Annotated in this window: 13 protein-coding genes; 3 read left to right on the top strand and 10 right to left on the bottom strand. The window is 42.0% G+C overall.

Going from position 1 to position 14,423, the window contains the following annotated elements; translation table 11 throughout:
* Positions 1-113: 113 nt before the first annotated feature.
* The 3 genes from pyc to P6709_RS00265 form a co-directional block, all read right to left on the bottom strand.
* A complete protein-coding gene (gene pyc / locus P6709_RS00275) occupies positions 114-3,557 on the bottom strand; it encodes a pyruvate carboxylase (protein WP_278238884.1) in 3,444 nt (1,147 codons plus the stop codon).
* 42 nt (positions 3,558-3,599) lie between these two features.
* Complete coding sequence (locus P6709_RS00270) at positions 3,600-4,847, bottom strand: FtsW/RodA/SpoVE family cell cycle protein (protein ID WP_442905293.1); 1,248 nt, start codon at positions 4,845-4,847, stop codon at positions 3,600-3,602.
* A gap of 121 nt (positions 4,848-4,968) precedes the next feature.
* On the bottom strand, positions 4,969-5,250 hold the full coding sequence (locus P6709_RS00265) for a YlaN family protein (protein ID WP_278238882.1): 282 nt from the start codon (positions 5,248-5,250) through the stop codon (positions 4,969-4,971).
* Between the two features lie 242 nt (positions 5,251-5,492).
* On the opposite strand from P6709_RS00265, the gene P6709_RS00260 reads away from it, so the two are divergent.
* A complete protein-coding gene (locus P6709_RS00260) occupies positions 5,493-5,990 on the top strand; it encodes a peptidyl-prolyl cis-trans isomerase (protein WP_278238881.1) in 498 nt (165 codons plus the stop codon).
* Between the two features lie 62 nt (positions 5,991-6,052).
* On the opposite strand, the gene P6709_RS00255 is transcribed toward P6709_RS00260, so the two are convergent.
* Entirely contained in the window at positions 6,053-6,508 is a 456-nt protein-coding gene (locus P6709_RS00255; protein WP_278238880.1) for a pyridoxamine 5'-phosphate oxidase family protein, read from the bottom strand.
* Between the two features lie 161 nt (positions 6,509-6,669).
* Between P6709_RS00255 and P6709_RS00250 the strand changes: the two genes are divergently transcribed.
* A complete protein-coding gene (locus P6709_RS00250) occupies positions 6,670-6,873 on the top strand; it encodes a YlaI family protein (protein ID WP_278238879.1) in 204 nt (67 codons plus the stop codon).
* Positions 6,873-7,325 carry a hypothetical protein gene (locus tag P6709_RS00245; protein ID WP_278238878.1) on the top strand — a complete coding sequence of 151 codons (453 nt, stop codon included), beginning with the start codon at positions 6,873-6,875 and terminating at the stop codon, positions 7,323-7,325. The genes P6709_RS00250 and P6709_RS00245 overlap by 1 nt, the downstream gene beginning before the upstream one ends.
* Before the next feature lie 361 nt (positions 7,326-7,686).
* Here the strand turns inward: P6709_RS00245 and P6709_RS00240 are convergent, their stop codons facing one another.
* The 6 genes from P6709_RS00240 to ilvC form a co-directional block, all read right to left on the bottom strand.
* Positions 7,687-8,640, bottom strand: a complete 954-nt coding sequence (locus tag P6709_RS00240; RefSeq protein WP_278239773.1) for a threonine ammonia-lyase — start codon at positions 8,638-8,640, stop codon at positions 7,687-7,689.
* 74 nt (positions 8,641-8,714) lie between these two features.
* Positions 8,715-9,299 carry a 3-isopropylmalate dehydratase small subunit gene (gene leuD, locus P6709_RS00235; RefSeq protein ID WP_278238877.1) on the bottom strand — a complete coding sequence of 195 codons (585 nt, stop codon included), beginning with the start codon at positions 9,297-9,299 and terminating at the stop codon, positions 8,715-8,717.
* 14 nt (positions 9,300-9,313) lie between these two features.
* Positions 9,314-10,723, bottom strand: a complete 1,410-nt coding sequence (gene leuC, locus P6709_RS00230; RefSeq protein ID WP_278238876.1) for a 3-isopropylmalate dehydratase large subunit — start codon at positions 10,721-10,723, stop codon at positions 9,314-9,316.
* A gap of 17 nt (positions 10,724-10,740) precedes the next feature.
* Positions 10,741-11,841, bottom strand: a complete 1,101-nt coding sequence (gene leuB / locus P6709_RS00225; RefSeq protein ID WP_278238875.1) for a 3-isopropylmalate dehydrogenase — start codon at positions 11,839-11,841, stop codon at positions 10,741-10,743.
* 20 nt (positions 11,842-11,861) lie between these two features.
* Positions 11,862-13,403 (bottom strand): 2-isopropylmalate synthase, encoded by a 1,542-nt coding sequence (locus P6709_RS00220; RefSeq protein WP_278238874.1) that lies wholly within the window; start codon positions 13,401-13,403, stop codon positions 11,862-11,864.
* The gene (gene ilvC / locus P6709_RS00215; RefSeq protein WP_278238873.1) at positions 13,390-14,421 is read right to left on the bottom strand and encodes a ketol-acid reductoisomerase; all 1,032 of its coding nucleotides are present in this window, start codon (positions 14,419-14,421) and stop codon (positions 13,390-13,392) included. The genes P6709_RS00220 and ilvC overlap by 14 nt, the downstream gene beginning before the upstream one ends.
* Positions 14,422-14,423 lie beyond the last annotated feature (2 nt).

Below are 14,423 nucleotides of genomic sequence, written 5' to 3'. Positions count from 1 at the left end.
GCTCCGTTCACTTCTTCCTACTAAATATACTGCCTCACTTTTACTCATTTTTCAGGTATATCCTAACCACGTTTTTCATTGATTTGAAAAATAATAAAAAGCTTGCGATTAATTTAATCTTTCTTTTTTAATCTGATCAAGAGATCTCCAGGTTTCAGCGCTTCTCCATTTTCAACAAAAATATCATCCACTACTCCATTAAAAGGAGCCTGTACGGTCGTTTCCATCTTCATCGCTTCTGTAATCAGCAGATGCTCGCCCTGTTTGACTTCATCTCCTCGGCTTATCAGTACTTTTATAACGGTGCCCGGCATTGTCGCTCCTAATTCTTCATCATTGTCAGGAGCTGCTTTTTGTTTAATGGCAACAGTCGACTTGATGCTTTCATCTTTAATCACAACTTCCCGCTGCTGACCATTTAAATCAAAGTATAAAACCCTCGTGCCATCTTCTCTCGCTTCACCAATCGAAACCAGTTTTAAAATAAGCGTCTTGCCTTTTTCAATTTCCACCTCTATTTCTTCACCGAGTCTCATCCCGAAAAAGAACGTTGGTGTATCGATGACGGAGACATCTCCAAACAGCTGATTCGTAGCAGTATATTCCTTAAATACTTTTGGATATAAAGCATGAGCTAGCGCATCAAAAAGCGTAACCGGACGGCCAATCTCCTTAAAGAGTTCTTCACGCAGCGCTTCAAAATCAACAGGCTCCAAACGTTCTCCCGGCCGCACTGTGATCGGGGTTCTGCCTTTTAGAATGACCTCCTGAAGCTTTTCAGGAAACCCTCCATGCGGCTGGCCAAGATAGCCGGAAAACAATTCAATTACAGAATCCGGAAAATCAATAGACGAACCTTTTTGAATGACAGCTTCTTCATCTAGGTCATTTTGCACCATAAATAATGCCATGTCCCCTACCACTTTTGAAGAAGGAGTTACTTTAACGATGTCTCCAAATAACTGATTGACACGCGCATACATCTCTTTTACTTCTTCCCAGCGTTCGCCAAGCCCAACACCTTTTGCCTGCTGCTGCAGATTACTGTACTGCCCGCCAGGCATTTCATGCTTATAAATTTCTGAATGCGGGGAATTCATTCCGCTTTCGAAATCCTTATAATACTTACGCACATCTTCCCAGTAATGGGAGAGCGTTTGTGAATGGTCCACATTCATTCTTAGCTGCCTGTCATTTCCGCTTAGAGAGTAGTAAAGACTGCTGGCGCCAGGCTGTGAGGTAAGTCCGCTCATTGATCCTAATGCTGTATCAACGATATCGACTCCTGCTTCAATGGCACGTGCATACTGAAAGATCCCATTTCCGCTTGTGTCATGAGTATGGAGATGAATCGGCAGTTCAACAGTCGCTTTTAGCTCTGTAATTAGACGGTAGGCAGCTTCAGGCTTCAGCAGGCCTGCCATATCTTTAATCGCTAGAATATGCGCACCCTGTTCCTGCAGTTCTTTCGCAATGGTCTTATAGTAGTCAAGATCATACTTCGATCTGCTCGAATCCAGAATATCCCCCGTATAACAGATCGCCGCTTCAGCTACTTTACCTGAATCTCTCACCGCTGTAATAGCGGTTTCCATTCCCTGAACCCAGTTTAAACTGTCAAAAATTCTAAATACATCGATGCCAGCGTAAGCAGATTTTTGTACAAACTCTTTTATGACATTGTCAGGGTAGTTTTTATAGCCGACCGCATTGGACGCTCTTAACAGCATTTGAAAAAGAACATTTGGTATTTTTTCACGCAATGTCAGCAGTCTCATCCAGGGATCTTCTTTTAAAAAACGGTAGGCTACATCAAACGTAGCTCCTCCCCACATTTCAAATGAAAACAAATCTGATTGCAATCTTGAAGAGGCATCAGCAATATTTTTCAAATCATTGGTTCTGACTCTGGTTGCAAGAAGAGACTGATGCGCATCACGAAAAGTAGTATCCGTAATCAAAACATCATCCTGTTTTCTCACCCAGTCTGCGAGTGCTTCAGGCCCCAGTTCGTCAAGCAGCTGCTTAGTTCCGGCAGGAGGCTTTTCAAGCAGATTAGTTTTTGGGATCCTTGGCTCTGCAAAATACGGTTTTTCTCTTTTCTCAATTCCCGGAAATCCGTTAATTGTCACATTGCCAATGTACGAAAGCATTTTTGTGCCTCTGTCTTTTCTCTTCGGAAAGAAGAAAAGCTCCGGAGTCGTATCAATAAAAGAAGTGGCATAATCGCCGGTTAAAAAGTTTTTATGCTTCACTACATTTTCTAAAAAAGGAATATTGGTTTTAATCCCACGGATCCTGAATTCCTGCAAATTTCGGACCATTTTGGCTGCAGCTTGTTCAAACGTCAGCGCCCATGTAGAGACCTTTACAAGCAGTGAATCGTAATGGGATGAAATTTCGGCGCCCTGATAGCCGTTGCCCGCATCAAGCCTTACGCCAAAGCCGCCCCCTGACCGGTAAGCCATTATTCTTCCTGAGTCAGGCATAAATCCATTAAGGGGATCTTCCGTGGTAACCCGTGACTGGATGGCATATCCATTAAGCTGTATATCCTCCTGCTTCGGGATCAGCATTTTGTCGCTATGTAAAAAGTGCCCTTCTGCAATCATAATCTGTGACTGAACAATATCGATTCCTGTTATCATTTCGGTGATGGTATGCTCAACCTGCACTCTGGGATTTACTTCGATGAAGAAGAACTCTTCATTGGCTACCAGAAATTCGACCGTTCCCGCATTTACATAATTGACGTTCTTAGCAAGCTTTACAGCTGCTTCACAAATTTCATCACGCAGACCCTGTGAAAGGGAAAGGGACGGAGCCACCTCTACTACTTTTTGATGTCTCCTCTGTATTGAGCAATCCCGTTCGTATAAATGAATAATTGTTCCTTCAAGGTCACCTAAAATCTGTACTTCAATATGCTTCGGATTTTCTATAAATCTCTCAACATACACTTCGTCATTGCCAAAGGCTGCTTTCGCTTCAGACTTTGCCCGATCATATGATTCCTTTATTTCATTTGCTGAACGGACAATTCTCATACCCCTCCCACCGCCGCCAAGAGAGGCCTTAATGATAAAAGGGAAGCCGTGGTTTCTGCCAAACTCTTCAATCTCTTCCACACCTTCAACAGGACCGTCGCTTCCCGGTATAACCGGAATATTTGCTTCGACTGCCTGCTTTCTGGCTTTTACTTTATCACCAAACATGTCCAAATGACGGGAAGTGGGTCCAATAAATATGATGCCTTCTTCCTCACACCGTCTGGCAAAATGAATATTTTCTGATAGAAACCCATAACCGGGATGGATGGCATCCACTTCTGCGCGTTTGGCAATTTCAATGATTCCTTCAATATCAAGGTAGGCATCAATTGGCTTTTTCCCCTGACCAACTATGTATGCTTCATCTGCTTTAAAGCGATGAAACGATCCGCTGTCTTCCTTTGAGTAAACAGCAACTGTTCTTATATTTAGCTCCGTACAGGCACGGAAAACTCTGATTGCAATTTCCCCTCTGTTTGCTACTAACACTTTTTTTATATGATTCAATGAAACAACCTCCTTAAGGGTGAACGCCGAAAATAAAAAACATTAATAGCCTCTGTTTGCTTTGCGGTGCTGATTCGGAGCTGTCTGATTGAACTGCACCGGTTTTTCAGCTGCTTCTTTCGTTTTGTCATTTGCATATCTATCTTCGTATTTAACAAACATTGATACATTAAGCAGTAATCCCATGGCAAGAGAAAGCAAAATTAGAGATGAGCCTCCGTAACTGATAAACGGCAGCGGAACACCTGTAATCGGGATCACGCCTGACATGCCGCCAAGATTAATAAAAGCCTGAATACCAATCATGCTTGCAATGCCGATTGCCAGCATTTTTCCGAATCTGTCCTTACTTTTTATGCCGATAAAAATTCCTTTTAAAACAATGTAGGCAAGTCCCAGCAAAACAAAACCCACCCCTGCAATTCCAAGCTCCTCTGAGATGATGGCCATGATAAAATCTGTATGAGGTTCAGGCAGATATCCAAGCTTTTGGACGCTCTGACCAAGTCCGCTTCCCCATAAACCGCCATTTCCGATTGCATAATAGGAACCTACTAACTGCCACCCATTGTCATTAATGTGTGCAAAGGGATCCGTGTAAGCGGCAAACCGGCCTATCCGTTCTTCTGAAAAGATCCTTTGAAACCCATCCCTTTTGAACACAAATAAAATGAGGCTGAAAAAAGCAGCCAGCGCTCCGCCAATGCCGGCTAGCTTCAGCATGTTTTTGAATTTCATCCCGGAAGAAATGATCACGCTCATTCCGATCACAAAGATAATTGCAGCGGTTCCGAAATCTGGTTCCATAGCCACTAAAAAGCAAGTAGCAACCAAAACAGTCAGAGGCGGCATAACTCCTCTATTAAACTCATTTATGTAGGTGTACTTCTTGGCATAAATTGCAGATAGGTACACAATAATGCCAAGCTTTGCAAATTCAGAAGGCTGCAGCTGAAACGATCCGAGCTGAAGCCAGCTTTGAGCGTTATTAATATTTGCTCCAAACAACTGAACCAAAATCAGCAGGGAAAACATTAAAACCAGAATTAGAATCATCATAACTTTTTCTCTGTACAGCTTATAAGGAATGAGCGCCATCACTGCGAATCCGATAAATCCAAGTATCAAATTCCTTCGCTGGGCGTTGTAAAAAAAATCAGCAGACTGATCCAGCACTTCCACTGCATACACCATTCCTGCACTGTAAACCATCACCACTCCAAATATCCCTAACAGTACATAAACAACGAGAAGGGAATAATCGTACGATTTAAACATTCTTTTCAGAATGGTCGACATTTATATCAGTCCTATCTTGATTTTAATTATTCGATAATTTAAGTCAAAAAACCTGCTTTTTTGATATAAAAAAACTCAAACAATCGAATGTACATTGTTTGAGCATGAAAAATTATTTATTAGTAAAAGCTTCATGCAGGATTGAAAGTTCTCTTTCAAGAGAATCCATTAACGTTTTTCCATCTATTTCATCCACTAGTCCGAGACGAACAGCAAATTCTATTTCACGGGATAACCCAAACATTTGCGTATCTAAAACCTCTTCGTACAATGGACACTGGGGCATCGTCAAGTTGTCCATTTGGACTTTTATAAGCTGAGCAATTTTTTCAGCATCTTTCCGCAAAAGAGAATATGCTTTTTCACGATGGTCAATTTTTATCTCTGATGTCACATTGATCCCCCCATTCCATGCAAATTAATTACCTCTATTTGTTTAAACTGATCCTGCACTAAAAGACGATCGATCAGGATGTTCCTCTTTTGTAAATTGTAGCGTTTTGAACCCTAAAATGCAAGCTTCGCTCTGTTTTTCGTTAAGGGAGTTCCGCCGCAAAATTCGTTCTCATGTGACATCTTATCCTATCCCCTGTATACTTTGACTAAATAGAAAACTGATTGTGGGAGGACAATACGATGAGTAAAACAATTCCAGTAACAGGTAAAGTAAAATACAGCATAACTCTTGATCCTGGGGTATGGATTTTGGATGATCGGAAAATTGATTTACTTACCTATTTTGATGAACAGCAATCTCAAACCGACGATCTTGAAGAATATACGAAAGCTGTAGCATCGCATTTCTCAAGAGAAATTCAAGAAGGTGCAACTTATCCGCCAACGCTTAAAACAGAACGAAAATTTGAGAAACAGAAAATGCTGACAGGAACCTTTGGGATTCCACTAAAGCCTTTTCTGGAGAATGCAGAACCATTAGCTGAAGCTGGAACGTTAACAATTGAAACTTTAAATGGAAGCGTTTCTTATCCGCTTGATAAAGCCCTTACGTTTATATTAGCTTTCTCATACGAAGGAAAGCCTTTAACAGAAAATGGACCTGTACATATTCTTTTCAACGATGGTTCAAACAGATTGGATCCTATAACTGATGTCAGGCAGTTTGTTTTATCATAAAAACGATAAACAGAATACCCTGGTTCGATCTGCTGCCGTTTAAATAATACAGTTCTTCACGTTCAGTGCTTTTTCAGCTCATTCATAACCTGAGCATCAAGTTTCATAGCCGCTTCCTGATCATAGGTTTTATCAAATTTAGGTTCTTCTACTATTTTTGCTCCGTAAAACATAATATCTCTTACTTCTTTTATTGCAAGCTGCACGATCGCAAGTTCGATCGGCACTTTATCTGAAGAACTGCCTGTTGTCTGTGCATTTCCGCTGATCGAATAGCACGTTTCGTTTGCAATAATATTTAAAGCAACAAGAGGGTGCCTGCTGATGTTTGCTATAATACGCGACCGCTTGTCCACTGCAAATAAAATGGTAGACTCGTCTTTCGCATGCACCCAAGATAATGCGCTGATCATAGGACCGCCGGTTTCATGATCGATTGATGCGACCTGAACAAAGCGTTCATTCAATAATTCGTCAAACAATGCCGGTGTCAGTTTTGATTCAATTCGATTTGCCATCCGAATCCCCTCCTGGTTCTTACAGTATAAGATAAATTGGACTGCAGCACACTATAAATCAGATAAAAATCCGAACACATAAATATGATTTCAAACAACAGGCCTATTCTCATGCTATACTGAATTTATCATACGGTTCACTTTTTTTGGAGGTGCTTTTTGTGAGAGTAAAATGTTTTATTTGTGATAAAATTGAGTCGATTGAAGACTGGAGCCCCCTGGCAAAAAAGCTCCGCAATCGTCCTATCCACACTTATTTGTGTGATGAATGCAATAAACGCATTGAAGATAAAACTAAAAAAAGAATAGCCACCGGGAACTTTACTTTCTATAAAAGCTCCCAGCGCATCGAAGACGATTTTTAATGGTTGCAAAAGGAACGGTTCTCGGCTTGCTTTCCGGTTTCCTATTGGGCTTTATTTTAAAAGGGATGGAGAAGGCGTCATCCCTTAAGGTATACACTCTGCTTTTAAATATCGATTTTATTCCAGTCATAGGAGATATTCGATGGCCGGAATGGATCGAATTTTTATTTCATTTAATTATAGCTGTCATCATAGGGATCATATATTGGTATGGAGCTCAAAAAATAAACGGATGGGCTAAATTGCTAGTATTTGCTTTTTTGCTCACTTTTCCGGTTATATTTTTATATTTTCCACTTTCTCTCATTGCCATTAAGGAAGTGCCGGAACCCGATAATATGACTGCCTTTGGATTATGGAGTGCCGCCCATTTCATTTACATGTTTTCTCTTCCTGTCTTTTATTTACTTATTCAAAACATTCATAGGAAAAAAGTGCGTCACTCAGCATAATTTATAAAGAAGCTGGGACATAAAACATAAAAATTTAAAAAATGAGGATATATTTGTTACTAGTAGCAGGTAAGTGGAGCGGAAGGTGACGACCCCTGCAGGAAATGACGGTTGCTTGAGACCCCCTGAGGAGGGCTCTGCGCCGTCCCTGCGGAAAGCGTCCGCCTGAAGCGAAGTGAACCGGTCGTAGAGCTTGAGACAGTTTTGCCCCAAGCTCTCTATGCCCGCTACACTGCGGACGGATTGATATAAATACAGCTGAAAAAAACAGGCCCGGAGACATTAAATTTGTCCCTGCCTGTTTTTTGTTTCATTAAATGATGTGCTTCTATCATACTTTAATAGTTTATGAATGATTCACCTACAGAATATAAGAAGATCGTTGTTTTCTTTTCTGATCATCCTTAATTGTCTGCCTGCAGATTTCAAGTTTTGCAATATCCAAGTTTCCCCCACTCACAATTACGCCTACTTGCTGTGACTTCTCCGAAGGCAGATGATTACCTAAAATTGCTGCTATACCTGCTGCCCCCGCACCTTCTGTCAGCATTTTTTCCCGTTCAAGCATAAACAAAATAGCTTCTGCAATTTCGACCTCAGATACCGTAATCATATCATCCACATACGATTGAATAATTTCAGATGTATACACTCCCGGTGACTTTACTTTGATTCCTTCAGCAATTGTGGATTGAAAAGGAATCAAATTTTTATCAAGCTGATGAAAAGCAGAAGCAATAGCAGGAGCTGATGCGGCCTGGACTCCTACCACTTTAATATCAGGACGGATTAATTTAATCGCAAGAGCTGTTCCGGCTAACAGCCCTCCACCCCCGGCAGGAACTAAGACGGTTTCAAGCTCGGGGTTTTGCTGCAGCATTTCAAGTGCGACAGTTGCCTGTCCCTCAATAATTACTGCGTCATCAAACGGATGCACAAAAGTAGCTCCTGTTTTTTTCTGATAGCGCATCGACTCTTCATAAGCCTCATCAAAGGAGTCACCAGTTAGCTCAACTCTGGCTCCGTATTCCCGCGTTGCATTTACTTTCGATAACGGTGTGTTCGTTGGCATGAAGATGGTTACCTGCACACCTTTTTCTCTTCCTGCTAGAGCCACTCCCTGTGCGTGATTACCCGCTGAAGCGGCTACAATGCCCCTTTTGCATTCAAGTTCAGTAAGCTGGGATATTTTATTAAAAGCACCACGGATTTTAAATGAACCCGTTCTTTGTAAGTTCTCAAGCTTCATCCAGACTGAATGACCAGACTGGATGTTTAACGTTTTTGACTGCTTGCATGGGGTTCTGTGGACGATGTCGCTTAAACGTTCTGCTGCTTTAAATAAGCTCGCGGTGTCATGTGAATTCCCAATTGGATCATCCTCTCGTTTTAAGCATGTTTTTTTTCAAATGCTGCGATCTGATCTTCAAATTGAAAAGTCAGTGCTATTTCATCCCAGCCGTTTAAAAGCATTTCTTTCCAGTAAGGGTCAATGTCAAAGGTGAATTTTTCTTCTGCTTCATATTGAACGAATTGTTCTTTTAAATTTATAAAAATCTTTTTTTGATGTTCTGTACTTTGCTTGATCAAATGGTTTACATTCTCTTCGTTCAGCCTGATGGCAAGAATCCCGTTTTTTACGCAATTGTTATAAAAAATATCAGCAAAGCTTGGGGCTATGATCACTTTAAACCCATAATCCAGCAGAGCCCATGGAGCATGTTCTCTTGAAGAACCGCAGCCAAAATTATGACTTGCCACTAATACTTCAGATCCTTCGTAGAGTGGGTTATTTAATATAAAAGAGGGATTTGGTGTTCCGTCCTCCTGAAATCTCCAGCCATAAAACAGATAGTTGCCAAAACCGGTTCGTTCGATTCGTTTTAAAAATTGTTTAGGAATAATCTGATCCGTATCCACATTCACCCGGTCAAGTGGTGTCACGATACTCGTTAACTGATTGATCGGTTTCATTTTCCCCCTCCATTCTATGCATGAACACTCAGCATATTACGGACATCTACAAAATGTCCTTTTATTGCAGCTGCAGCAGCCATTACAGGACTGACCAGATGTGTTCTTGCACCCGCTCCCTGCCTGCCTTCAAAATTACGATTGGAGGTTGAGGCGCATCTTTCACCCGGCGGTACAACATCGTCATTCATCGCAAGACACATGCTGCACCCCGATTCTCTCCATTGAAAACCAGCCTCTTCGAATATTTTATTCAATCCCTCTTTTTCAGCCTGAAGCTTTACTGAAAACGAACCCGGCACGACAATAGCTGTAACTGCGGGATGAACTGATTTTCCTTTCACTACCTCTGCCGCTTCCCTCAAATCGCTTAATCTTGAATTCGTGCAGGACCCTATAAAAACATGCTGAATTTCAATTGATGAAAGAGGAGTGCCTTCTTCAAGATCCATATACGTTAAAGCCTGTCTCAGTTCTTCACGATCGGATTGAACAGCGTAATCTGAAGCATAGGGGACTGAAGAAGAAATGCCTGAACCCATTGAAGGGTTAGTCCCCCACGTTACAAATGGTTCGATCTCTTCTGAATGAATCTCCAGAGTCTTATCATAGCCAGCCCCATCATCTGTAGCGTAGCTCAGCCACTTTCTTTTAAGTGCTTCAAACGCTTTTCCATCCGGCACGTGAGCCCGGCCTTTCAGATAGTCTACTGTTTTTTCATCCGGACTGATTAAGCCTGCTCTCGCTCCTGCCTCAATCGACATGTTGCAGATTGTCATGCGTTCTTCCATTGAAAAGTTCCTGACTGCTTCACCGGTATATTCAACAATATGTCCTGTACCGATATCTACTCCGAATTTAGCAATGATCGCCAGGATGACATCCTTAGCGGTGACACCAAAGCCAAGTTCCCCTATTATTTTTATCTCCATTGTTTTAGGCTTCGACTGCCATAGTGTTTGAGTAGACAATACATGCTCCACTTCACTAGTCCCGATGCCGAAAGCCAGCGCTCCAAAAGCACCATGTGTTGACGTATGGCTATCCCCGCAAACGATTGTTTTTCCAGGCTGAGTCAAACCGAGGTCCGGTCCGATCACATGGACAATCCCTTGATCCGGGTGATCCATATGAGCCAGCGGAACACCAAACTCCTGACAATTTTGCGCCAGCGTGCTGATCTGTTTTCTTGAAACGGGATCGGTAATATTGGATCTGTTTTTAGTAGGAACATTATGATCCATTGTCGCAAAGCTCAATTCCGGTCTTCTTACTTTTCTATTGTTTAATCTCAGACCTTCAAACGCTTGAGGAGAAGTTACTTCGTGTAAAAGGTGTAGATCAATGTATAGCAAATCAGGTTTGCCTTTTTCTTCATACACAATATGATCATTCCAGACTTTTTCTATAATCGTCTTTGGCATGGTAGCTCCTCCCTTTATTAGACGTAAGCAGACATAATATGATCAGAAACAAATTCTCTTTCAAGCTCTTCAATTACCTTTTCTGTAAAGGCACTGGTTGAAAGAACTCTGTGTCCCGTTTTTTGGACATCCGTTGTGCAATACCCATCTTTGTAGACACTATATACAGCCTCTTCAACTGCAGCTGCTTCTTTTACAAGACCAAATGAGTACTTAAGCATCATGGCCGCAGACAATATTGCCGCCGAAGGATTCGCAATATTAAGCCCCGCAATATCAGGTGCTGACCCGTGAACAGGTTCATATAAACCAAAGCCGTCTCCTCTAATGCTTGCAGAAGGAAGCATCCCCAGTGACCCTGTAATAACAGAGGCTTCATCACTTAAGATATCTCCAAACAAGTTTTCTGTGACAATCACATCAAAGGAAGAAGGCTGCGTAATCAATTTCATAGCGGCGGCATCCACCAGAATATGCTCCAGTTCTACATCGGGATAATACGATTTTTTCTCTTCCACTACTTCTCTCCAAAGCTTGCTTGATTCCAAAACATTCGCTTTATCTACAGATGTGACTTTTCCTTTTCTGACTCTTGCAAGTTCAAAGGCTTTTTCAACAATCCGTTCGATTTCACTCTTGGAATACGTTAGTGTATCCACTGCTCCATTTGCAGTTTTTCTCTTAGGCTCTCCAAAATACAATCCGCCTGTAAGTTCTCTGACAATCATCATATCTACTTCTTTTACCAAATGCTCTTTTAATGGAGAAGCATCCATCATATCAGGTACCGCTTTTACCGGGCGGAGATTAGCAAAAAGACCGAAATGCTTTCGAATAGCAAGCAGCCCTTTTTCCGGCCGCAAAGCGGATGGTTGATTGTCCCATTTAGGTCCGCCTACAGCTCCAAGCAGGATCGCGTCGCTTTTTTCACAAACGTCCAGCGTTTCTTTGGGCAGCGGCTCTCCTGTGTGATCGATCGCCTCTCCGCCAATCAAAGCAGATTGAATTCTAAAGGAGTGATCAAACCTTTTGCCGATTGATGCTAAAACTTTTACAGCAGATTTAGTAACTTCTTTTCCCACTCCATCTCCATGAAGCACGGCGATTGTTTTATTCATGATGATTCCTCCTCCGGAATTTACACACTTTTTGCAAAAGAGCGGTTTCGTTCATTCACAATTTGACGGTTAATGGCATTTAAATATGCTTTAGCGGATGCCTCAAGCACATCCTGGGCTACATCTCTTCCTGTAGAAGATTTTCCATTGTACGTTAAGTTAACTACCGCTTCTCCTAGAGCATCTCTGCCTTTGCCGATGGATGTAACTCGATAATCGAGCAGATGAACTTTCCCTTTAACAAGGCGCTCTAGAGTATTGCAGATTGCTTCTACACTTCCTGAACCTGTAGATGCCTCCTGAAGCAGCTCTCCTTCTGGATTTTTCACAGAAACACTGGCTGTTGGAATACTTCCGTTTCCATACTGGACTTGTACCGATTTAAGTTCATAAACAGGTGTATCATCTTCCTGAATTTGCTGATCGGTTAAAATAACATATAAATCATCTTCTGAGATTTGTTTCTTTTTATCCGCAAGTGCTTTAAAAGCTTTAAAGGCATCATTAATTTTTTCATCCGTTAAATCAAACCCGAGTTCGACAGCTTTATTTTTAAACGCATGCCGTCCTGAATGTTTGCCCAGAACAAGCTGATTGGACGTTTCCCCGATCAGTTCAGGCGTAATAATCTCATAAGTGGATCGATCTTTCAGCATGCCGTCCTGATGAATTCCGGATTCATGAGCAAAAGCATTTTTTCCTACTACAGCTTTATTCGCCTGAATGGCCATGCCGGTCAGCTGACTGACGAGCTGGCTGGTTCGTTTAATCTCTTGGAAATGGATGCCTGTTTCATATTGATAAACATCTTTTCTGATGTGCAGCGCAACTGCCAGCTCCTCTAAAGCTGCATTTCCCGCCCGCTCACCAATGCCGTTAATGGTTGCTTCAACCTGATCAGCTCCGTTTTGAATGGCAGCAATTGAATTGGCGACTGCCATACCTAAATCATTATGACAATGGGCCGATAGCTTAACTTTATCAATACTTTTCACATTGTTTTTCAAATAATTGAACATTGCCCCGTATTCAGCTGGAGTTGCGTACCCCACTGTATCTGGCAAATTTATTGTCGTTGCACCTGCCTGGATGACTTTTTCCACGATCCGGACAAGAAAATCCGGATCTGATCTGAAAGCATCCTCTGCAGACCATTGAACTAAAGGAAAATGTTTTTTAGCGTGTTTTACAGATTCAACAGCTATTTCAACCACCTGATCTGGTGTTTTTTTCAATTTATGTGTCATATGGATTGGCGACGTAGCAAGGAAAATATGCAAGTGCGGCTCTGCTCCATATTTTAATGCATCCCAGGATGTATCAATATCACTTTTCACTGCTCTTGCAAGACCCGTGACGATAGAAGATTGGACGGTCTGAGCGATTTTTTTAACGGCTTCAAAATCGCCTTGCGAGGAAGCGGGAAATCCTGCTTCCATCACATCTACACCCAGTTTTTCAAGCTGTTTGGCAATCTCCAGTTTTTCAGATGTATTGAGGTTGATTCCCGCTGACTGCTCTCCATCACGCAGCGTCGTATCAAAAACATCAATTTTCTGCACTAAAGACCACTTCCTTTTGTTCTTTTTTACTTGATTTCACAAAAGGCATCATGCTTCTTAATTCACGTCCGACTTTTTCAATTTGATGTTCGCTTTCCCGTTTCTCAATTGCGGAAAATTCAGGGCGGTTTAACTGATTTTCAAGCAGCCATCCTTTAGCAAACTTTCCTGTTTGAATGTCAGTCAAAATCTCCTTCATTCGGGCTTTTGTCTCTCCATCCACCACTCGGGGACCTGATACGAAATCACCCCATTGAGCTGTATCTGAAATGGAATATCTCATGCCGGACATTCCATCTTCGTACATCAAATCAACGATTAGTTTCAGTTCATGCAAGCATTCAAAGTAAGCTAATTCAGGCTGGTAGCCTGCTTCCACTAATGTTTCAAAGCCTGCTTTCACAAGAGATGTAAGGCCCCCGCACAGGACAGCCTGTTCTCCGAAGAGATCTGTCTCCGTTTCTTCTTTAAATGTGGTTTCAAGAACACCCGCCCGGGCACTGCCAATTCCTTTTGCATAAGCGAGTGCAGTTTCTTTTGCTTTGCCGGATACATCCTGGTAGACAGCAAACAGTGCAGGAACACCGGCGCCAGATTCAAACGTTCTTCTTACAAGATGCCCCGGTCCTTTAGGTGCTACAAGAAAAACATCGACATCAGAAGGAGGAACAATCTGATTAAAGTGAACATTAAATCCATGGGCAAATACAAGGGATTTCCCTTCACGCAGACCTGGCTTAATCTCTTCCTCATAGACTGCTGTCTGGCGCTCATCAGGAACAAGAACCATGATGATATCAGCTGCTTCTGAAGCTTCCTTGACAGTCAATACTTCAAGACCGTCTGCTGCAGCCTGATCAAAGGACTTTCCTTTGCGGACACCTACCACTACATCGTGGCCCTGATCTTTAAGATTTTGTGCGTGAGCATGTCCCTGAGACCCATAACCAATCACGGCTACCTTCTTAGATTTAAGTGCTCCATCGTTGATATCCTGATTATAATAAACTTTGGCCATTT

Origin of the sequence: Jeotgalibacillus sp. ET6 (assembly GCF_029667115.1) — a bacterium.
GTDB lineage: Bacteria > Bacillota > Bacilli > Bacillales > Jeotgalibacillaceae > Jeotgalibacillus.
Note: the sequence above shows the minus strand (reverse complement) of the source record. Positions and strands in the feature narration are given on the sequence as shown.

Bases quoted from the DNA above. Each gene is read 5' to 3' on its own strand.
- P6709_RS00260 (WP_278238881.1), top strand. From the start codon at position 5,493: ATGAGTAAAACAATTCCAGTAACAGGTAAAGTAAAATACAGCATAACT.
- P6709_RS00255 (WP_278238880.1), bottom strand. From the start codon at position 6,508: ATGGCAAATCGAATTGAATCAAAACTGACACCGGCATTGTTTGACGAA.
- P6709_RS00245 (WP_278238878.1), top strand. From the start codon at position 6,873: ATGGTTGCAAAAGGAACGGTTCTCGGCTTGCTTTCCGGTTTCCTATTG.
- leuD (WP_278238877.1), bottom strand. From the start codon at position 9,299: ATGAAACCGATCAATCAGTTAACGAGTATCGTGACACCACTTGACCGG.
- leuC (WP_278238876.1), bottom strand. From the start codon at position 10,723: ATGCCAAAGACGATTATAGAAAAAGTCTGGAATGATCATATTGTGTAT.
- leuB (WP_278238875.1), bottom strand. From the start codon at position 11,841: ATGAATAAAACAATCGCCGTGCTTCATGGAGATGGAGTGGGAAAAGAA.
- ilvC (WP_278238873.1), bottom strand. From the start codon at position 14,421: ATGGCCAAAGTTTATTATAATCAGGATATCAACGATGGAGCACTTAAA.